Source organism: Rhodovulum tesquicola, from assembly GCF_024128855.1.
GTDB lineage: Bacteria > Pseudomonadota > Alphaproteobacteria > Rhodobacterales > Rhodobacteraceae > Rhodovulum > Rhodovulum tesquicola.
On the sequence record NZ_JAMYDV010000011.1, the window covers coordinates 1 to 17,301 of the forward strand.

The 17,301-nt window shown below is 67.2% G+C and carries 22 protein-coding genes; 12 read left to right on the forward strand and 10 right to left on the reverse strand.

Annotation, left to right across the window (positions count from 1 at the left end):
• Positions 1-128: 128 nt before the first annotated feature.
• Positions 129-701, reverse strand: coding sequence for a hypothetical protein (locus tag NHN26_RS10750; RefSeq protein ID WP_253089481.1), 573 nt, complete (start codon positions 699-701; stop codon positions 129-131).
• A gap of 160 nt (positions 702-861) precedes the next feature.
• Positions 862-2,664 (reverse strand): translation elongation factor 4, encoded by a 1,803-nt coding sequence (gene lepA, locus NHN26_RS10755; protein WP_253089482.1) that lies wholly within the window; start codon positions 2,662-2,664, stop codon positions 862-864.
• A gap of 455 nt (positions 2,665-3,119) precedes the next feature.
• Here lepA and NHN26_RS10760 point away from each other — a divergent pair, with 455 nt between their 5' ends.
• The 3 genes from NHN26_RS10760 to NHN26_RS10770 all read left to right on the forward strand — a co-directional run bounded on the left by NHN26_RS10760 (position 3,120) and on the right by NHN26_RS10770 (position 4,846).
• Positions 3,120-3,710: a hypothetical protein gene (locus NHN26_RS10760; RefSeq protein ID WP_253089483.1), complete on the forward strand. Its 591-nt coding sequence runs from the start codon at positions 3,120-3,122 to the stop codon at positions 3,708-3,710.
• 123 nt (positions 3,711-3,833) lie between these two features.
• Positions 3,834-4,337, forward strand: a complete 504-nt coding sequence (locus NHN26_RS10765) for a hypothetical protein (RefSeq protein WP_253089484.1) — start codon at positions 3,834-3,836, stop codon at positions 4,335-4,337.
• Positions 4,338-4,381: 44 nt separating this feature from the next.
• Positions 4,382-4,846 carry a YdcF family protein gene (locus tag NHN26_RS10770; protein WP_253089485.1) on the forward strand — a complete coding sequence of 155 codons (465 nt, stop codon included), beginning with the start codon at positions 4,382-4,384 and terminating at the stop codon, positions 4,844-4,846.
• On the opposite strand, the gene NHN26_RS10775 is transcribed toward NHN26_RS10770, so the two are convergent.
• From NHN26_RS10775 to parA, 4 genes are all read right to left on the reverse strand, one after another.
• The gene (locus NHN26_RS10775) at positions 4,824-5,216 is read right to left on the reverse strand and encodes a hypothetical protein (protein ID WP_253089486.1); all 393 of its coding nucleotides are present in this window, start codon (positions 5,214-5,216) and stop codon (positions 4,824-4,826) included. The two genes, NHN26_RS10770 and NHN26_RS10775, sit on opposite strands and share 23 nt — an antisense overlap.
• Positions 5,217-5,299: 83 nt before the next feature.
• Positions 5,300-5,620: an antibiotic biosynthesis monooxygenase family protein gene (locus NHN26_RS10780; RefSeq protein WP_132693015.1), complete on the reverse strand. Its 321-nt coding sequence runs from the start codon at positions 5,618-5,620 to the stop codon at positions 5,300-5,302.
• A gap of 27 nt (positions 5,621-5,647) precedes the next feature.
• Complete coding sequence (locus tag NHN26_RS10785) at positions 5,648-6,055, reverse strand: universal stress protein (RefSeq protein ID WP_132693016.1); 408 nt, start codon at positions 6,053-6,055, stop codon at positions 5,648-5,650.
• Between the two features lie 64 nt (positions 6,056-6,119).
• Entirely contained in the window at positions 6,120-6,755 is a 636-nt protein-coding gene (gene parA, locus NHN26_RS10790; RefSeq protein ID WP_253089487.1) for a ParA family partition ATPase, read from the reverse strand.
• Positions 6,756-6,953: 198 nt separating this feature from the next.
• Here parA and NHN26_RS10795 point away from each other — a divergent pair, with 198 nt between their 5' ends.
• Together NHN26_RS10795 and NHN26_RS10800 are read left to right on the forward strand one after the other, a co-directional pair.
• Positions 6,954-7,664 (forward strand): hypothetical protein, encoded by a 711-nt coding sequence (locus NHN26_RS10795; protein WP_253089488.1) that lies wholly within the window; start codon positions 6,954-6,956, stop codon positions 7,662-7,664.
• A gap of 214 nt (positions 7,665-7,878) precedes the next feature.
• Positions 7,879-8,646: a Hint domain-containing protein gene (locus NHN26_RS10800; protein ID WP_253089489.1), complete on the forward strand. Its 768-nt coding sequence runs from the start codon at positions 7,879-7,881 to the stop codon at positions 8,644-8,646.
• A 9-nt stretch (positions 8,647-8,655) separates the two neighbouring features.
• Here the strand turns inward: NHN26_RS10800 and NHN26_RS10805 are convergent, their stop codons facing one another.
• Positions 8,656-9,156, reverse strand: coding sequence for an Lrp/AsnC family transcriptional regulator (locus NHN26_RS10805; protein ID WP_253089490.1), 501 nt, complete (start codon positions 9,154-9,156; stop codon positions 8,656-8,658).
• Between the two features lie 198 nt (positions 9,157-9,354).
• On the opposite strand from NHN26_RS10805, the gene trxB reads away from it, so the two are divergent.
• A complete protein-coding gene (trxB, locus tag NHN26_RS10810; protein WP_253089491.1) occupies positions 9,355-10,296 on the forward strand; it encodes a thioredoxin-disulfide reductase in 942 nt (313 codons plus the stop codon).
• A 40-nt stretch (positions 10,297-10,336) separates the two neighbouring features.
• Here the strand turns inward: trxB and NHN26_RS10815 are convergent, their stop codons facing one another.
• Positions 10,337-11,122, reverse strand: a complete 786-nt coding sequence (locus tag NHN26_RS10815) for a histidine phosphatase family protein (RefSeq protein WP_253089492.1) — start codon at positions 11,120-11,122, stop codon at positions 10,337-10,339.
• Between the two features lie 300 nt (positions 11,123-11,422).
• On the opposite strand from NHN26_RS10815, the gene NHN26_RS10820 reads away from it, so the two are divergent.
• Positions 11,423-13,132 carry a bifunctional sulfate adenylyltransferase/adenylylsulfate kinase gene (locus tag NHN26_RS10820; RefSeq protein WP_253089493.1) on the forward strand — a complete coding sequence of 570 codons (1,710 nt, stop codon included), beginning with the start codon at positions 11,423-11,425 and terminating at the stop codon, positions 13,130-13,132.
• A 141-nt stretch (positions 13,133-13,273) separates the two neighbouring features.
• Here NHN26_RS10820 and NHN26_RS10825 read toward each other — a convergent pair whose 3' ends face one another.
• Together NHN26_RS10825 and NHN26_RS10830 are read right to left on the reverse strand one after the other, a co-directional pair.
• Positions 13,274-13,501, reverse strand: coding sequence for a DUF1150 family protein (locus NHN26_RS10825; RefSeq protein WP_132693025.1), 228 nt, complete (start codon positions 13,499-13,501; stop codon positions 13,274-13,276).
• Between the two features lie 14 nt (positions 13,502-13,515).
• Complete coding sequence (locus NHN26_RS10830; protein WP_253089494.1) at positions 13,516-13,929, reverse strand: Hsp20 family protein; 414 nt, start codon at positions 13,927-13,929, stop codon at positions 13,516-13,518.
• A gap of 173 nt (positions 13,930-14,102) precedes the next feature.
• Between NHN26_RS10830 and NHN26_RS10835 the strand changes: the two genes are divergently transcribed.
• From NHN26_RS10835 to NHN26_RS10855, 5 genes are all read left to right on the forward strand, one after another.
• Entirely contained in the window at positions 14,103-14,321 is a 219-nt protein-coding gene (locus tag NHN26_RS10835; protein WP_132693209.1) for a YdcH family protein, read from the forward strand.
• Positions 14,322-14,370: 49 nt separating this feature from the next.
• A complete protein-coding gene (purE, locus tag NHN26_RS10840) occupies positions 14,371-14,859 on the forward strand; it encodes a 5-(carboxyamino)imidazole ribonucleotide mutase (protein ID WP_253089495.1) in 489 nt (162 codons plus the stop codon).
• A complete protein-coding gene (locus NHN26_RS10845) occupies positions 14,852-15,934 on the forward strand; it encodes a 5-(carboxyamino)imidazole ribonucleotide synthase (RefSeq protein ID WP_253089496.1) in 1,083 nt (360 codons plus the stop codon). The genes purE and NHN26_RS10845 overlap by 8 nt, the downstream gene beginning before the upstream one ends.
• 72 nt (positions 15,935-16,006) lie before the next feature.
• Complete coding sequence (locus NHN26_RS10850; protein WP_253089497.1) at positions 16,007-16,453, forward strand: NUDIX domain-containing protein; 447 nt, start codon at positions 16,007-16,009, stop codon at positions 16,451-16,453.
• Between the two features lie 62 nt (positions 16,454-16,515).
• The gene (locus NHN26_RS10855) at positions 16,516-17,247 is read left to right on the forward strand and encodes an NYN domain-containing protein (protein WP_253089498.1); all 732 of its coding nucleotides are present in this window, start codon (positions 16,516-16,518) and stop codon (positions 17,245-17,247) included.
• The last annotated feature ends 54 nt before the right edge of the window (positions 17,248-17,301 follow it).

Consider the following 17,301-nt stretch of genomic DNA (forward strand, 5'->3'; position numbering starts at 1 on the left):
CTCTACAACGGCCAGCTCCCGCAATCAGTGCTCAAGGGCCGAACGCCCATCGACGCTCTGAAGGACTGGCAGCGGCAAAGGCCGGACATCTTCAAGAAACGACCGTATAATCACGCGGGATGTGACATCTAACTCTTTCCTGTGCCAGTACGTCGCTTTCTCGTAGTTGGCATCGATTTTTTTACCCTTCGCTCAGACCAAGCCGCATCTTCAATCCGTGCGATTTCGAGATCAAGCCAACTAACGCATTCACTTATCGCATTTGAGGCGAGGCACATCTGCCCAAAAAAAATAATTTTCACAGGAAACTCCAACGCCTCTCCGTCCTCCTTCACTTCACAGACAATACTACTGCGCCCATTCTTCAGTAGTGAGTTTCTTTCGTCTTCAATAAAGCCAAAGTAGTCATTGCCGCATTTTTTTGGCGATTTCCAAAATACATAGCGCTTCTCGACAGATGCCCGGAGAAATGCATTGCGCGCCCCATCAGATTTCTGTAGGACATGGGCAACACTCCTAAGTTGAACAACGCACGCCTTCCAGGCAGACTCAAACTCAAACCTCGATTGGGCACCCATCAAAATACGATTAAAGTATCTCACCCGGGCAAGTTCCCGCCGCGCTGAGAAAGCATAGCAATGCCCAAGTCGGGACTTTTCCTTATTTATTCGCCTATCTTGCACTTTATTTTTCTTAGCCATTTCGACAAATTCACTTAAATTTCATTATCGGCCAACCCATAATATCACAAAATACATCTACGAACACCAGCGCTGCATCAGTCCGTGGCAGCGTCCCCGGACGTTTGGCTCGAAAATCGGTCCATTGGAGCAATTTCCTGGCCAAGGCCGGGGTCGCCCATCACCCATCCATCTTCAACGCATTGATGAACGCCTGCTGCGGGATCTCGACCTTGCCGAACTGGCGCATCTTCTTCTTGCCCGCCTTCTGCTTGTCCAGCAACTTCCGCTTGCGCGTCGCATCGCCGCCATAGCACTTGGCGGTCACGTCCTTGCGCAGCGCCGCGATGGTCTCGCGGGCGATGACGCGGCCACCGATGGCGGCCTGGACGGGGATCTTGAACATGTGGCGCGGGATCAGTTCCTTGAGCTTCTCGCACATCACGCGGCCGCGGGTTTCGGCGCGGTCGCGATGGACCATGACCGAAAGCGCGTCGACGGGTTCGTCATTGACCAGGATCTGCATCTTGACCAGGTAATCCTGCCGATAGCCCGACATCTGGTAATCGAAGCTGGCATAGCCCTTGGTCACCGATTTCAGGCGGTCGTAGAAATCGAACACCACCTCGTTCAGCGGCAGGTCATAGACCACCATGGCGCGCTGGCCGGCATAGGTCAGGTCGAGCTGTTCGCCGCGCCGGTCCTGGCAGAGTTTCAGCACGTCGCCCAGATATTCGTCGGGCACCATGATCGTGGCCTTGATGCGCGGCTCCTCGATATGGTCGACCAGGGTCAGGTCGGGCATGTCGGCGGGGTTGTGCAATTCCCGCATCGTGCCGTCGCGCAGGTAGATGTGGTAGATCACGCTGGGCGCGGTGGTGATCAGGTCGATGCCGTATTCGCGTTCCAGCCGGTCGCGCACCACTTCGAGATGCAGCAGCCCCAGGAACCCGCAGCGGAAGCCGAAGCCCAGCGCGGCCGAGGTTTCCATCTCGTAGGTGAAGGAGGCGTCGTTCAGCGCGAGTTTCTCGATCGCGTCGCGCAGGTCCTCGAACTCGTTCGCATCGACCGGGAAGAGGCCGCAGAACACCACCGGGATCGAGGGCTTGAAGCCCGGCAGCGGCGTCTTGATGCCCTTCTTCTCGGTGGTGATGGTGTCGCCGACGCGGGTGTCGCGGACCTGCTTGATCGAGGCGGTCAGAAATCCGATCTCGCCCGGGCCGAGTTCCGCGATGTCCTGCATGGCGGGGCGGAAGACGCCGATGCGGTCGACCTGATAGGCGCCGCCGGTCTTCATCATCCTGATGCGGTCGCCCTTTTTCAGCACGCCGTCGATGATGCGCACCAGCACGACGACGCCGAGATAGGCGTCGTAATAGCTGTCGACCAGCAGGGCCTTGAGGGGTTTGGCGGGATCGCCCTCATGCGGGGGGGGCAGTCGGGTGACGATGGCTTCCAGCACGTCGGGGATGCCGAGGCCGGTCTTGGCGCTGATCTGGATGGCGTTGCTGGCGTCGATGCCGATCACGTCCTCGATCTGGGCGGCGATGCGCTCGGGCTCGGCGGCGGGCAGGTCGATCTTGTTCAGGACGGGGACGATCTCGTGATCGGCGTCAAGCGCGGTGTAGACATTGGCCAGCGTCTGCGCCTCGACCCCTTGCGTGGCATCGACGACCAGCAAGGATCCCTCGACCGCGCGCATCGAGCGGGAGACCTCATAGGCGAAGTCGACATGGCCGGGCGTGTCTATCAGGTTGAGAACATAGGTCTTTCCGTCCTTCGCGGGGTATTCGATGCGGACGGTGTTCGCCTTGATCGTGATGCCGCGCTCGCGCTCGATATCCATCGAGTCGAGCAACTGCTCCTTCATGTCGCGCTCGGCGACGGTGCCGGTCAGCTGGATCAGCCGGTCGGCGAGGGTGGATTTGCCGTGGTCGATATGGGCCACGATGGAGAAGTTGCGGATTTGTGCGAGATCGGTCATGGCCGGGATATGCGGCGCTTTCGTGGGCCGGTCAAGCGGCGGCGCGTGGCGGGGGGCGGATTCCGTGCCGCAGGACGAATCGCGGGGAACGGCCTTGTTTTTCAGGGCCGCGGCGATCGGACCCGCTTCGGGTTTTCATCGGGTTTTCATCGGACCCGGGCGCGGGGCGGGATGGCGCGGCGTGGCGCTGTCGGCGGGGCCGCGCGCGGGGCGCGAATTGTGCCTTTCCGGTCACAGACGGACAGCAAGTGCCTTTTCCGGACAGGCGGCAGATCCCTGCATTGTTGATTGACGGCGTTCAAATCATTGGAATTCATAATGATTAACAACCAGAAATACCGAAAAAGACAGGTTGAGTCGCCTCATGCGCGATCATATAGGCGGAAATCGGCTCATCCACGGGCGGCCGCAATTGCCGGGCCGCCACGCACCATAAACGGAACGAGGGGTAGGGCATGTCTGTACAGAACGCCGGTCCGGTCGACCGGGCACGACCCTTGCCGGGCGCCGCGTTGCCCAGCGAGCAGAGCCGGGGCCTTCAGGCCCTGATCCTCGATTACGAGTATTTCGAACAGCTCTGCGCCGAGGCGCTGGACGAACAGGCCGCGCTGGGCCGAAAGATCGCGCGCCGCAGCGCCGCCGCCCCGGCCCTGCGGGATGCCCCCGGCCGGTCCGCTGGCGTCGCGGAGGCCGCCCCGTCCGGCGCGGCGCCGCTGTCCCCGGCGCGGATCGTCCGCCGCGGCACACTGGCCCGCAGCGTCATCGGACCCGACCTGCCGCTGCGCGGCAAGAACGTCGTGCTGAACGGATCGGACGCCGATCTGCAGGAACTGGACGCGATCGAAAGCCGGATCATGCTGCTGAAATACCAGATGCAGGATCTGGAGCGCACGATCCTGGAAACCCGGCCGATCCATGCGCGGGACGCGTCGACCAAGCTGAAATTCATGGTGGCCCTGCTGATGAGCGCGCCGCATTTCGAGAAGGATTATTTCGCCTATCTCGTCGAGGAATGCGCGCAGGTGGTCGGCGCCCAGCCGACCTGAGGGCGCGCGCCCGCGCGGTCGCGATTGACCTTGGTCAATGCCGCGATGCCGGATTCTGGCACCATCCACGGGGGTGCGCCTGCGCCCCCGGGGAATGCCGGTCGATCCGCAGAGGGGTGCAAGATGTCTTTCCGCCTGAGCGTCGCAATCGTGGCCACCTGTCTTGCGGCCACGCCCGCCGCGGCGCAATTCGCCGAACAGGTCCTGCTGCGCCAGGGCGCGTGGCATGTGTCCCATGTGCGCAACACCCATACCGGCGAGGATTGGTGCGAGGCGGCGACGGTGAACCGCGACGGCACCTCCTTCGACATCACGCTGTTCTCGGACGGGGCGGCGGCGATGTATATCATGGACGAGGCGTGGGATTTCGGCGGGCATACCTATTTCCCGATCTTCGTCGATATCGACCGCTCGCGCTGGACGGTCGAGGCGACCGCGGGCGGAACCGCGATCTCGTTCTTCTTCGGCGAGGATGTCGCGACGCGGCGTTTCCTGCGCGAATTGCAGGCGGGCAACGCGGTCGCGGTCCATGAACAGGGCCTGTCGCGGCCCTTTGCGCGGTTCTCGCTCAGCGGGTCGCGGGTGGCCATCGACGCGGTGTTCGAGTGCTGGAGCATGATCCAGTAGGCAGGCCAGTTGACCCGGCCGCGGGGCCGCGCCACGCTTGGCCTGTGCGACATGCGATCCTGATCCTGGGCGCGGCGATGCGGCCCGACGGCACGCCCGGCGCGGCGCTGGTGCGGCGGGCCCGGCATGGCGCGGCGCTGTGGCGCGCGGCGCCCGGGGCGGTGGTGCTGGCCAGCGGCGCGCATGGCGAGGCCGAGGCGATCGGGGCGATCTGCCGGGCCGAGGGCGTGCCCGAAGACCGCCTGCTGCTGGAATGCGCGGCGCGCAACACTGCGCAGAACATCGCGCTTTCGGCCCCGATCCTGGCCGCACATGGCATCGCGCAGGTGACGCTGGTGACGGATTACTACCACCTGCCGCGGGCGCGGCTGCTGGCGGCGCGCGCGGGGCTGCGGGTGGCCGGGGCCGCGCCGCGCCACGGGATCGGGCGGCCGCATCGCCATGCCTGGCTGGTGCTGCGCGAGGCGGCGGCGCTGGTCGCGGCGCTCAGCGCCAGACATCGACCGTGACGTAATCGCCACGGCCGCCCTGCCCCCAGATCCGCACCACGACCGTCGCTCCGCCCGCGACGATGCTGCGCGCGGCGACCGGGTCGATCCGGCCGCCCATCAGCATGCGTTCCATCGCCGCGCGGTTGTTCGCGTCGGCGAAGAACGGATCGCCCTCGTCGCCCGGGTCGCGCTGCCCGAAGCGGTGGAAATTGGCACGGTCCTGGCGCAGGATCTGCCAGGGCTCGCGCAGCCGCTCGCCGCGCGAATTGTAGAGATCCTGCGGGCCGATGACGGCCACATATTCCCCGACAAGCTGCTGCGCCGGGGCCGCGACGGGGGCAAGCGCAAGCGCGGCGGCAAGCAGGGCGGAACGGGCAAGCGACGGCATCGGCGGCACCTCCGGGTCTGGCGCGATCCGGTCCTGTGTGGTCCGGCACGGACGAACCTGCATTGACGCCGGTCAAGGCCGGGTCAGTTGAAACTGTCGAAGACCTCGTACATCACCGGCTCGAAATTCTTGCACAGTTCGGCAAAGCGGCGGTTGCGCGCGCGCATCTCGTCCGAGCGCAGCATCGCCTGGAAATCGTCGCGCCGCTGCCATTGCGAATAATTGGCGATCCGGGTCTGGGCGTCGTTGACATGCAGCCCCGCGCCGATGAAGCCGGGCTGGCGCGAGATGAAGTTGCGATAGGCGTCCTGCAATTCGTCCAGCAGGTCCTGGCAGGTGCCGGGGGTCACCTCGAAGGTGGTGATGACCGTCTGCAACTCGGCGCTGCGCGATATGGTGGGCATGGGAACCTCCGCTTGGGTCTCGTGGAACTAACGCAGCACATGCACCGAGCAGGGCGCGTGGCGCACCACCCGGGCGGCGGTCGAGCCGAGGAAGTAATCCTTCAGCCCCGGCCGGTGCGACTGCATCACGATGCAGTCGATGTCATGCGTCTCGGCATAATCGACGATGGTGATCCCGGCATGTCCGGTGACCACGCGGATCTCGACATCGGGGGCGTCCTGAAGGTCGCCGGCCAGATCGGCGCGGATCGCCTCGCGGGTCTGCGCCTCCTGATCTGCGGCGAGATATTGCGCCACATAGGGCGGGATCGCCTCGGCCACGGTCAGCACGGTGATGCTGCCGCCCTCGGCGCGCAGCTTGCGGGCCAGCGCGATCACGTCGTCGAGCTGGGGCCCGTGATCGACGGCGACGGGAACGAGAATGTTGTTGTACATGGGGTCTGCCCTCCCTCGCTCCATCTAGAATGGCAAAGCCGGGAAGATGCAACCTTGACCCAGGTCATGCCCGCGCGAAGGCCAGCACCTCGTCGGCGAGCGCGGCGATCTCGGCGGCGGCCGGGCCGCGCCGCGCGGCCTCCTGTACGCCCTGGCCATGGCCCAGCGTCTCGGCATAGGCGACGCGGTTGGCCAGCCGGGCAACCGCCAGCGTGGCGGCAAGACCGGCGGCGGTCTCGGCCACCTCGGCGGCCAGCCTTGTGCCCGCCTTGATCCGGTTCAGCACCACCAGCGCCATCTTGTCCTCGCGCCGGGCCAGATCCAGAACGCCCTCGGTCGCCCAGAGGTCCACATGGCTGACCGCCACGGGCACCAGCACCAGATCGGCAGCGCGCAGGGCGGGGCGCAGGTCGCTGTCGGCCTTGGGCGGTGTGTCGATCAGCACGACGTCATGGGCACGGGCGAGTTTCGCGCATTCATATTCCACGCCCCAGGCCGAGGCGGTGGAAAACTCCATGTCCGGCGTCTCGCGCCCCTCGAGGCGGGCCATGAACCAGCGGCCGAGGCTGCCCTGCGGATCGGTGTCGATCAGCGCGACGCCCAGCCCCTGGCGCGCGAATTCCACGGCCAGATTGGCCGCGAGCGTCGTCTTCCCCGAGCCGCCCTTCTGCTGCGCGATGGTGATGATCGTGCCGGTCATGCCCGCTGCACCCCTCTGCGGCCCGAGTTTTCCGCCGCGCCGCAGCATAGGGCGCGCCGTCGACCTTGCCCAGCCCCAAATCGGCCCCCGCCCCTGTGGCCGCGGCACCGCGCGCGCGGGCGAAATGCCGCCGGAGGCTATCCCGCAACGAAAGGTGGATTATTCTGCCCGAAGGCTCGCCTCACGAGGGAATGCGCGATGCGATGGACCGCCCTGCTGGCGCTGACATTCTGGCCGCTCGCCGCGCCCCTGGCGCAGGCGGGGGCCTGGCTGCGCGAGGATGGCGCGGGGATGCTGGCCTTTTCGCAGGAAATCGCCGGGTCGGGCGCGAATTACAGCTCGGTCTATGCCGAATACGGGCTGAATGCGCGGATGACGCTGGGCCTGGACGCGGGCAAGGGCGAGGCGGCCGAGGACTGGATAGCGGTGGTCTTCCTGCGCATGGGGCGCGAATTCGACTGGCTGCCGGGCCGCGTCGCCACCGAGTTGGGCCTTGGCGCGGCGGGCGCGGCGGAGGGCGGCGCCGAGGGCGTCCTGCAATCGGGGCTGAGCTGGGGCAACAGTTTCCAGACCGGGCTGGGCTGGGCCTGGGTCAATCTGGACGCGAAGGGCATCTTTCACCTGGCCGCCGCCTCCGAGACCGCGCCGCCCGCGGTCGCGGGCCTGCCCGTGACGCTGACCGAGGGCTACAAGCTGGACCTGACGCTGGGACTGAACCTGTCCGAGCGGATGCAGGTCAGCCTCGAGATGCGCTTCGAGGATCCGGCCGAGGGCGCGGACAGCCTGCGCCTTGTCCCCGCCATCGCCCGGCGCGTGGGCAGGCGCGGCTGGATCAGCCTGGGCGCCATCGTCGGGCTGGACGGCACCAGCGCGTCGGGCCTGGTGCTGGGCAGCCGGGTCGAGTTCTGAGCGTTCCCCGATTCGAGCCCGCGCCCCGGTTTGCGCGGCACCGTTCCCCCGCGGCGAACAATCCCCGCCCCGCCCCCCCGCATTGCCCGGATGCACCGGCACAATGAATCGCGAAACTTTGACAGGTCGGGCGGGATCGCGGCAGGTTCGTCCTGTCTTTCTGCATCCGGGTGGGGGCCCTTGCAGATGTGACCGGACCGGAAGGACTGATCGCATGGGAACCCACGACCGCCTTGTGCCCCCGGGCCTGTGGCAGATCCGTCCGTTGCATGCGGGGCCGGGCGATGAGCCCATGCCCAGGCGCCGCTACGAGGTGAGCGGGCTTTGCCCCGACGGCTACCCGCAGCACTTTGTCCGCGCCCTGCCCGCCGAGCCCCATATCGACGAGGCCTTCTGCGCCTTTGCCCATGGCACGCTGATCGCCACGCCCGGCGGGCCGGTCGCGGTCGAGGATCTGCATCCCGGCGTGATGCTGAGCACGGCCGATGCCGGGGCGCGGCGGCTGATCTGGGTGGGATCCACCGTGCTGATGCCGATGACGGATGCCCTGCGCCCGGTGCCGCCGATGCTGACCCGGCTGACGGCGGACAGCCTGGGCCTGGGTCGGCCGATGCCCGACCTGATCTTGGGGCCGCGCGCGCGGATGCTGTTCCGCCATCCCGGCTGCCACGACATCCTGGGCACCGGCGCGGCATTCGGGCCGGCCTCGGCCCTTGTCGATGGCATGGCGCTGATCGGCCTGCGGGTGACGCGCCCGACCCGGGTGTTCCACCTGGCGCTGGAGGCGCAGCACATCCTGCTGGCCAATGGCGTCGAGGTCGAGAGCTACCACCCCGGCGAGAATGCCGCCGACCTGATGGACCCGGCCGCGCGGCTGCGATTCCTGGCGCTGTTCCCGCATCTGTGCGGGTTCGAGGGGTTCGGGCCGATGTCCCTGCCCCGGCTGACCGCCTTCGAGATGGAGCGGATGCGCGCCGCCTGACCCGCCGTCTCAGGCCTGGCGGGCAAGGCGTTCCTCGAGCACCTCGAAGGGAACGCCGGGATCGTCCTTGGCGCCGCGGATCACCAGCGAGGTCTTGACCGAGGCGACATTCTCGGCCGCCGTCAGTTCCTCGGTCAGGAAGCTCTGGAAGGTCGAGAGGTCGGGGGCGACGCATTTCAGGATGAAATCCACCTCGCCATTCAGCATGTGGCACTCGCGCACCAGCGGCCAGGCCCGGCAGCGGTTCTCGAATTTCGTCAGGTCCGCCTCGGCCTGGCTTTGCAGCCCGACCATCGCAAAGACCTGCACCTCGAAGCCCAGCGCCCGGCTGTCCACATCGGCGTGATAGCCGCGGATGAAGCCCGCCTCTTCCAGCGTGCGCACCCGGCGCAGGCAGGGCGGCGCCGAGATGCCGACGCGGCGGGCCAGTTCCACATTGGTCATGCGCCCATCGGCCTGCAACTCGGCCAGTATCATGCGGTCGATCGCGTCGAGCTTTGCGCCGGGCATCCTGCTTCCCTCGAATTTTTGCGGATCATAGGTTCGGGGTGCGTCCTGCGCAATATTGTTTCACGCTTGCGCAAGATTTTAACGGTCCTGCCCCCCCGGCGCAACGCTGCGACGGATCGGCACGGCGGGGCTTCCATGGGGCGGGCGCGGTGGCTATATCGGCCCGGCGCGGAAAACCGCAGGACAGGAGATCGGCAGATGGGCGAGACGCGGCACAGCAAGGTTCTGATCATCGGCTCGGGTCCGGCGGGCTATACCGCCGCCGTCTATGCCAGCCGCGCGATGCTGGAGCCCCTGCTGATCCAGGGCATCCAGCCCGGCGGCCAGCTGACCATCACCACCGAGGTCGAGAACTGGCCCGGCGAGGTCGAGATCCAGGGCCCCGAGCTGATGCAGAAGATGGAGGCCCATGCCAGGGCGATGGGCACCGAGATCGTGGCCGACATCATCACCGCGCTGGACCTGTCGAAACGCCCCTTCACCGCCACGGGCGACAGCGGCACCACCTATAGCTGCGACGCGCTGATCCTGGCCACGGGGGCCCAGGCGAAATGGCTGGGCCTGCCGTCGGAGGAGAAGTTCAAGGGCTTCGGCGTCTCGGCCTGCGCCACCTGCGACGGTTTCTTCTATCGCGGGCAGGACGTGGCGGTGATCGGCGGCGGCAATGCGGCGGTCGAGGAGGCGCTGTTCCTGACGCGGTTCGCGTCGAAGGTGACGCTGGTGCATCGCCGCGACGAGCTGCGCGCCGAAAAGGTGTTGCAGCACCGGCTGTTCAACAATCCCAAGGTCGAGATCCTGTGGGACCATTCGCTGGACGAGGTGACGGGCACCGACGCCCCACCCGGCGTCGAGGGGATCCGCGTGCGCCATGTCCATACCGGCGCGGTGACCGAGATCCCCTGCAAGGGCGTCTTCATCGCGATCGGCCACGCGCCCGCCTCGGAACTGGTGCTGGGCCAGCTGGACACCCATATGGGCGGCTATGTCGTGACCCAGCCCGACTCGACCGCAACCTCGATCCCCGGCGTCTTTGCCGCGGGCGACCTGACGGACCACAAGTATCGCCAGGCCGTCACCTCGGCGGGCATGGGCTGCATGGCCGCGCTGGAGGCCGAACGCTTCCTCGCCGAACAGGGCTGAGGAGGGCGCCTGCGCCCCCCTGCCCGATCCTGCGCGGCGCTCAGGCGGCCCGGGCGCGGCGGCGCAGCGCGGCGATGCCGCCAAGCCCCGCCAGCAGCATCAGCCCCGAGGCGGGCAGCGGCACCGGCGCCAGCGTCTCGACCTCGAACGCGATGCCGTCCCAGTCGGCGACCATCGGCCGGCCGGCGCTGTCCAGACGGACCTCGACGATGCCGGTATTGCGCAGGTTGTTCGACAGCGCGAAGCCCAGCGTCACGTTCTCGGCGAAATAGGGCATGACCCAGCCGATCGAGCCGCCATGCCCGACGATCGCCACCACGCCGTCCTCGTCCTTGTGCGCGTCGATGATCGCCCGATAGGCTGGAACGATCCGCGCCACCAGTTCGTCCAGGGATTCGGACGCGTCCACGCCCGCGATCCGGGCCGCGGTGTTCCCGCTCGCCCATTCTCCGAACATGGCGTAGATCGCATTGTAGTCCAGCCCGGCCGACCCGTCGCCGAAACTCCATTCCCGGATCTCCGGCTCGACAACCGGGGTCAGGCCGAATTCGGCCGCCGTCGGCGCGATGGTCAGCGCGGTGCGCTGGTAGCTGCTGACATAGATATGGGTCAGGTCCAGATCCTTCAGCACCCCGACGAGGTCCTGCGCCTGCTGCTGGCCCAGCGCAGTCAGCGGCGGATCGAGGATCTCCTCGGGCGTCGAAGCGGCGCCCGAATTGGTGGTGCTTTCGGCGTGGCGGATGAACAGGAAGGTGGCGGCATCGGCGACGCTGACCGGGGCGACAAGGCCGGTCAGGGCGACTGCCAAGGCAAGACGCAGAGACATTCCAGGCTCCATGGCTGTGAATGCGGCGATGGTTAACGGGCGGGTGTGACGGCGCCATGACAGCCCCCGCCCCGACACCGGCGCGACACCGGCCCGTCCGCAACCGGAACCTGCACCCTGTCGCACCGGAGAGCCGGCGAACAATTTCCCCCGAACCGATGCGTTTTCGCCAGATCCGGCCATTCTTCGCGGGTGCACCCGGGTTCCGCTTGAACTGCGCCGCACTTGCACGCTATGGCGCCCGCGAGGTCGGCACGGCCCGGCCGATCCCAGCTTGCGCCCAGCAAATCAGGTTTTCCCATGTCCCTTTCCAACCTCACCCCGATCCCCGAACTCTTTGTCTCGCCCGAAAGCGCGCAGAAGCTGAAGATCGAGGCGGGCACGCTGCCCAGCTGGGATCTGACGCCGCGCCAGATCTGCGACCTGGAACTGCTGATGAATGGCGGGTTCAACCCGCTCAAGGGGTTCCTGTCCCAGGCCGATTACGACAGCGTGGTCGAGAACATGCGGCTGGCCGATGGCACGCTCTGGCCGATGCCGATCACGCTCGACGTCTCCGAAGACTTCGCCGCGGGGATCGAGCCCGGCCAGGACATCGCGCTGCGCGACCAGGAGGGCGTGATCCTCGCAATCCTCAGCGTCACCGACCGCTGGACGCCGGACAAGGCGCGCGAGGCCGAAAAGGTCTTCGGCGCCGACGATCTGGCCCATCCGGGCGTCAACTACCTGCACCACACCGCCGGAAAGGTCTATCTGGGCGGCCCGGTTACCGGAATCCAGCAGCCCGTGCATTACGATTTCCGCGGCCGCCGCGACACGCCCAACGAGCTGCGCGCCTATTTCCGCAAGCTCGGCTGGCGCCGCATCGTCGCCTTCCAGACCCGTAACCCGCTGCACCGCGCGCATCAGGAACTGACCTTCCGCGCCGCGCGCGAGGCGCAGGCCAACCTGCTGATCCACCCCGTCGTCGGCATGACGAAACCGGGCGATGTCGACCATTTCACCCGCGTGCGCTGCTACGAGGCGGTGCTGGACAAGTATCCGCAGGCCACCACCACGATGAGCCTGCTGAACCTCGCCATGCGCATGGCCGGCCCGCGCGAGGCGGTCTGGCACGGGCTGATCCGCAAGAACCACGGCTGCACCCATTTCATCGTCGGCCGCGATCATGCGGGCCCCGGCAAGAACAGCCAGGGTGCCGATTTCTACGGCCCCTACGAGGCGCAGGAATTGTTCAAGCACTATGCGGACGAGATCGGCATCGAGATGGTCGATTTCAAACAGATGGTCTATGTGCAGGAAAAGGCCCAGTATTTCCCCGTGGACGAGGTGCCCGAAGGGGCGACCGTGCTGGACATCTCGGGCACCGAACTGCGCCGCCGCCTGCGCGAGGGGCTGGATATCCCCGACTGGTTCTCCTTCCCCGAAGTGGTCGGCGAACTGCGCCGCACCTCGCCGCCGCGCGCGAGCCAGGGCTTCACCGTGTTCTTCACCGGCCTGTCCGGCTCGGGCAAGTCGACCATCGCCAACGCGCTGATGGTGAAACTCATGGAGATGGGCGGCCGGCCGGTGACGCTTCTGGATGGCGACGTGGTGCGCAAGCACCTGTCCTCGGAACTCGGCTTCTCCAAGGAACATCGCGACATCAACATCCGCCGGATCGGCTATGTCGCCTCCGAGATCACCAAGAATGGCGGCATCGCGATCTGCGCCCCGATCGCGCCCTATACCGCCACGCGCCGCGCCGTGCGCGAGATGATCGAGGCCTATGGCGCCTTCTGCGAGGTCCATGTCGCCACGCCCCTCGAGGAATGCGAGAAACGCGACCGCAAGGGGCTCTACCGGCTCGCGCGCGAGGGCAAGATCAAGGAATTCACCGGGATTTCCGACCCCTACGAGGCCCCCACCGCGCCCGAACTCAGCGTCGACACCACCGGCGTCGATGTCGACAATTGCGCCCATCAGGTGATCCTGAAACTCGAACAGATGGGGCTGATCGCGGGCAACTGACCCGCGCCCCGCCTGCTTCTTCTGGCTGCAAATATCCCCGCCGGAGGGGCGCGGCCGCAAGGCCGCGCCACGCCCAACCCCGGACAAGCAGGGCGTCAGCCCTGCGCCGGACGGGGGCGAGAGCGCCCCCCGCGCCCCGGCTCAATGCACGTTGACCGGGGCCAGGTCGTTCTGCCGCGCCAGCGCGAAGGCCAGCGCGCGGTCGCGCACCAGGGCCAGCCGCTCGCCGCTGGCCGCATGCAGCGCGTAAAGCCCGTCCAGCCCCCCGGCCTCGCGCTGCACCTCTTCGGGCAGTTCGGCCAGCTTCACGGGCCGCACATAGACGATCCGCTCGCCCCCTTCGGGAAAGACCTCGTGTTTCCTGTCCATCAAATCTGCCCTCCTCACGCGCGCCTGATGCGGATCGTCTGCACCACGCTTTCGGGCACGAGGCGCTCCAGATCGACATGCAGCAGGCCGTTTTCCATGGTCGCGCCCGTCACCTCGACCCCGTCGGCCAGCACGAAGCTGCGCTGGAACTGGCGGGCTGCGATGCCGCGATGCAGGAACACCCGGTCGGCGCCCTCCTCGGCCTGTCGGCCGCGGATCACCAGTTGCCGGTCCTCGACGGTGATCGCCAGATCCTCCTCGCGAAAGCCCGCCACCGCCAGCGTGATGCGATAGCCCGTTTCCGAGGTCTGTTCGATGTTGAAGGGGGGGTAGCCCTCGTTGCCGGTCTTGGCGGTCCGTTCCACGAGGCGTTCGAGCTGCTCGAATCCCAGCAGGAAGGGATGCGAGCCGAGGGTCAGTTTCGACATATGGGCAAGTCCTTGAACAAGCGACCTGAAGTGCGATCCGCCCCGCATCCGCGGCGGCGTGGACGGGATATGGGGATGGCGCGCGCGCGCCGCAAGTCCGGCTTCCCGCCGCGGGGCAAACGCGATAACTTGACAGGATCAGGGAACGCAGCGACTCAGCCCCGGGAATGTCGATGAACATCGCCAGCGAGATGAACTCCGAAGAAGTCCTGCGCGTGAAGCTCGAGGTCCTTCGGCGTGAGCATCGCGATCTCGACGACGCGATCCGCGCCCTTCAGGACACCGGGACCGGCGACAGCTTCACGCTGATGCGGCTGAAAAAGCAGAAACTCGCCCTCAAGGACCGCATCGCGCTGATCGAGGATCAGCTGACCCCCGACATCATTGCGTAAGGCCCGCACCCGTCTATAGTGCCCGCTCGCGAATCCGGGAGGGCGCTGCATGGCGGACGTGAAAGTGGGCATCATCATGGGCAGCCAGTCGGACTGGCCCACCATGAAGGAGGCCGCCGCGATCCTCGACGAGCTTGGCGTCGCGCATGAAACGCGCATCGTCTCGGCCCATCGCACCCCCGACCGGCTGTGGGAGTATGGCCGGGCCGCTGTCGGCCGCGGCCTTCAGGTCATCATCGCGGGCGCGGGCGGGGCGGCGCATCTGCCCGGCATGATGGCGTCCAAGACCCGCGTGCCGGTGATCGGCGTGCCGGTCCAGACCCGTGCGTTGAACGGGGTCGACAGCCTCTATTCCATCGTCCAGATGCCCAAGGGCTTTCCCGTCGCCACCATGGCGATCGGGGCGGCGGGCGCGGCCAATGCCGGGCTGATGGCCGCGCAGATCCTCGCGCTGTCCGATCCCGTGCTGGCGGCCCGGCTCGACCGCTGGCGGTCCGATCTCTCGGCCTCGATCCCCGAGGAGCCCGCCGATGACTGAGCCGCTTGCGCCCGGCGCCACGATCGGCATCCTTGGCGGCGGCCAGTTGGGCCGGATGCTGTCGGTCGCGGCCGCGCGGCTGGGCTTTCGCAGCCATGTCTTTGATCCCGCGCCCGAACCGCCTGCGGGCCATGTCGCCGACAGGGTGACGACCGCCGCTTACGAGGATACCGCGGCGCTGGCCGCCTTTGCCGCCTCGGTCGCTGTCGTCACCTACGAGTTCGAGAACATCCCCACCGCCGCGCTGAACGCGATCGAGGCGCAGGTCGCGATCCGGCCGAACCGGCGCACGCTGGCCGTGTCGCAGGACCGGCTGACCGAAAAGGCCTTTGTCACCGAGCTTGGCCTGAAGACCGCGCCCTTCGCCGCCGTGGATGACGAGGTGGACCTGGCCGAGGCCATGGCCGAGATCGGCCTGCCCGCCATCCTGAAAACCCGCCGACTGGGCTATGACGGCAAGGGCCAGGCGCGGATCAACCGGCCCGAGGATGCGCCCGCCGCCCTCGCCGCGATGGGCGGGGCGCCCGCGATCCTGGAGGGTTTCGTGTCCTTCACGGCCGAGATCTCGGTGATTGCCGCCCGCGGGCTGACGGGCGAGGTGGCGTGCTACGATCCCGGCCTGAACGTGCATCGCGACGGCATCCTGCACACGACCCGGGTGCCCGCGCCGCTGACGACCGCGCAGCGCACCGATGCCGTGCTGCTGGCGGGCCGCCTGCTGAACGCGCTCGATTATGTCGGCGTGATGGGGGTGGAACTGTTCGTCGCCCCCGATGGCCTTCTGGTCAACGAGATCGCGCCCAGGGTGCACAATTCCGGCCACTGGACCCAGGATGGCTGCATGATCGACCAGTTCGAGCAGCATGTCCGCGCCATTGCAGGCTGGCCGCTGGGCGACGGGTCGCGCCATTCCGATATCGAGATGGAGAACCTGATCGGCGCGGATATCGACAAGGTGCCCGCGCTGGCCCGTGATCCTGCCGTGGCGCTCCATCTTTACGGCAAGGCCGAGGCGCGGCCGGGCCGCAAGATGGGGCATGTCAACCGCTGGCTGGGGCCTGCCGCGCGCCGGTAGACGCCCCGACGCCCCGGCAAGGCCCGGATCGGCGCGCTTGTGCCCGGGGCGCGGGCCGGGCAGTCTCGCGCCATGACCGCCGCCACGCCCCGCCTTGCCGTCCGCGCGCTGATCCTGCACGAGAACCGCCTGCTGCTGGTCAATGCTTGGCCCGGCGGGATCAGCGACCTGTGGTGCGCGCCGGGCGGCGGGGTCGAACGGGGCAGTTCCCTGCCCGACAACCTCGCCCGCGAGGTGCATGAGGAAACCGGGCTGCGCATCGCCATCGGCGCGCCCTGTCTGGTGAACGAGTTCCACGACCCCGGCCGCCCGTTCCACCAGGTCGACATCTATTTCCGCTGCACCATCACCGGCGGCAGGCTGGATGCCGACTGGCGCGACCCCGATGGCGTGGTGACCGAACGCCGCTTCTTCGCCCGGGACGAGATGACCGCCATCCGCTACAAGCCCGACAGCCTGCCCCGGGCCGCCTGGGGCAGCGGCGTGATCTACGACCCGCTGGAGCCGCTGGTGCGGTAACGCGCCCGATTTTCGTCCCATTCCGCACCTGGCACGGGGGAAATTCATTTGGGGACCGGGCGATGTTTCAGGGTTCAGCAATCGGCCGCGTGGCGGTCTTCGTCGATGGCGACAATGTCCCGGCCCCCCATGCGCCCGCAATCCTGACCGCCGCCCGCGAATGGGGCGAGCCGCATGTCCTGCGAACCTACGGACAGGCGCAGAACCTGACGCCCTGGCAGGAGGTGCCCGGCTTCCGCTTCTTCTGCGCGGGCATGGAAAAGAACGGGGCCGACCTGCTTCTGGCCATCGACGCGATCGAGCTTGCCCTGACCGATCCGCCCGAGACCTTTGTCATCGTCAGCAGCGACCGGGATTTCCGCCATCTCGCGATCCGCCTGCGCGAAAGGCGGTTGCGGGTGCTGGGAATGGGCCGGGCCAGTTCCGCGCCGGCCTTCCGGTCGGCCTGTTCCGCATTCATCGAACTGGGCGCCGCCTCGCCCCCTGTCTTCAGGACATCGAACAGCGTGGCCGCACCCGCGCCCGCAAAGACCGAACCGATGCCGACCGATCCGGCAATCGCCCCGCTCGACCGCAAGATCCGCGAAACGATCCTTGCAGCCCCAGGAAAGGGAAGGATGGAAATCACCCGGCTTTCGGCCGAATTGCACAAACTCCATGGCGTCCGGATCGGCAGCCAGCCCGAGAAGACCTGGCGCGGCTATCTGGGCAAGCGGCCGAACCTCTACCTGCTCGATCCCAAGGGACCGAATGCCTGTGTCCGGCTCCGCACCGAAGGCTGGCCCGCCGGGTAGACCGCCCTTTCCCTGTCTGCCCCGCAGCACCCTGCGGATTGCCGCAGGCCCGCG

What these genes read in the sequence shown, in the direction of transcription:
- NHN26_RS10780 (WP_132693015.1), bottom strand. Translation starts at nt 5,620, where the DNA reads ATGCCCACCATATCGCGCAGCGCCGAGTTGCAGACGGTCATCACCACC.
- NHN26_RS10760 (WP_253089483.1), top strand. Translation starts at nt 3,120, where the DNA reads ATGTCTGTACAGAACGCCGGTCCGGTCGACCGGGCACGACCCTTGCCG.
- NHN26_RS10785 (WP_132693016.1), bottom strand. Translation starts at nt 6,055, where the DNA reads ATGTACAACAACATTCTCGTTCCCGTCGCCGTCGATCACGGGCCCCAG.
- NHN26_RS10855 (WP_253089498.1), top strand. Translation starts at nt 16,516, where the DNA reads ATGTTTCAGGGTTCAGCAATCGGCCGCGTGGCGGTCTTCGTCGATGGC.
- NHN26_RS10820 (WP_253089493.1), top strand. Translation starts at nt 11,423, where the DNA reads ATGTCCCTTTCCAACCTCACCCCGATCCCCGAACTCTTTGTCTCGCCC.
- parA (WP_253089487.1), bottom strand. Translation starts at nt 6,755, where the DNA reads ATGACCGGCACGATCATCACCATCGCGCAGCAGAAGGGCGGCTCGGGG.
- NHN26_RS10805 (WP_253089490.1), bottom strand. Translation starts at nt 9,156, where the DNA reads ATGCCCGGCGCAAAGCTCGACGCGATCGACCGCATGATACTGGCCGAG.
- trxB (WP_253089491.1), top strand. Translation starts at nt 9,355, where the DNA reads ATGGGCGAGACGCGGCACAGCAAGGTTCTGATCATCGGCTCGGGTCCG.
- lepA (WP_253089482.1), bottom strand. Translation starts at nt 2,664, where the DNA reads ATGACCGATCTCGCACAAATCCGCAACTTCTCCATCGTGGCCCATATC.
- NHN26_RS10775 (WP_253089486.1), bottom strand. Translation starts at nt 5,216, where the DNA reads ATGCCGTCGCTTGCCCGTTCCGCCCTGCTTGCCGCCGCGCTTGCGCTT.
- NHN26_RS10835 (WP_132693209.1), top strand. Translation starts at nt 14,103, where the DNA reads ATGAACATCGCCAGCGAGATGAACTCCGAAGAAGTCCTGCGCGTGAAG.
- NHN26_RS10815 (WP_253089492.1), bottom strand. Translation starts at nt 11,122, where the DNA reads ATGTCTCTGCGTCTTGCCTTGGCAGTCGCCCTGACCGGCCTTGTCGCC.
- purE (WP_253089495.1), top strand. Translation starts at nt 14,371, where the DNA reads ATGGCGGACGTGAAAGTGGGCATCATCATGGGCAGCCAGTCGGACTGG.
- NHN26_RS10825 (WP_132693025.1), bottom strand. Translation starts at nt 13,501, where the DNA reads ATGGACAGGAAACACGAGGTCTTTCCCGAAGGGGGCGAGCGGATCGTC.
- NHN26_RS10850 (WP_253089497.1), top strand. Translation starts at nt 16,007, where the DNA reads ATGACCGCCGCCACGCCCCGCCTTGCCGTCCGCGCGCTGATCCTGCAC.
- NHN26_RS10830 (WP_253089494.1), bottom strand. Translation starts at nt 13,929, where the DNA reads ATGTCGAAACTGACCCTCGGCTCGCATCCCTTCCTGCTGGGATTCGAG.
- NHN26_RS10765 (WP_253089484.1), top strand. Translation starts at nt 3,834, where the DNA reads ATGTCTTTCCGCCTGAGCGTCGCAATCGTGGCCACCTGTCTTGCGGCC.
- NHN26_RS10750 (WP_253089481.1), bottom strand. Translation starts at nt 701, where the DNA reads ATGGCTAAGAAAAATAAAGTGCAAGATAGGCGAATAAATAAGGAAAAG.
- NHN26_RS10795 (WP_253089488.1), top strand. Translation starts at nt 6,954, where the DNA reads ATGCGATGGACCGCCCTGCTGGCGCTGACATTCTGGCCGCTCGCCGCG.
- NHN26_RS10800 (WP_253089489.1), top strand. Translation starts at nt 7,879, where the DNA reads ATGGGAACCCACGACCGCCTTGTGCCCCCGGGCCTGTGGCAGATCCGT.
- NHN26_RS10845 (WP_253089496.1), top strand. Translation starts at nt 14,852, where the DNA reads ATGACTGAGCCGCTTGCGCCCGGCGCCACGATCGGCATCCTTGGCGGC.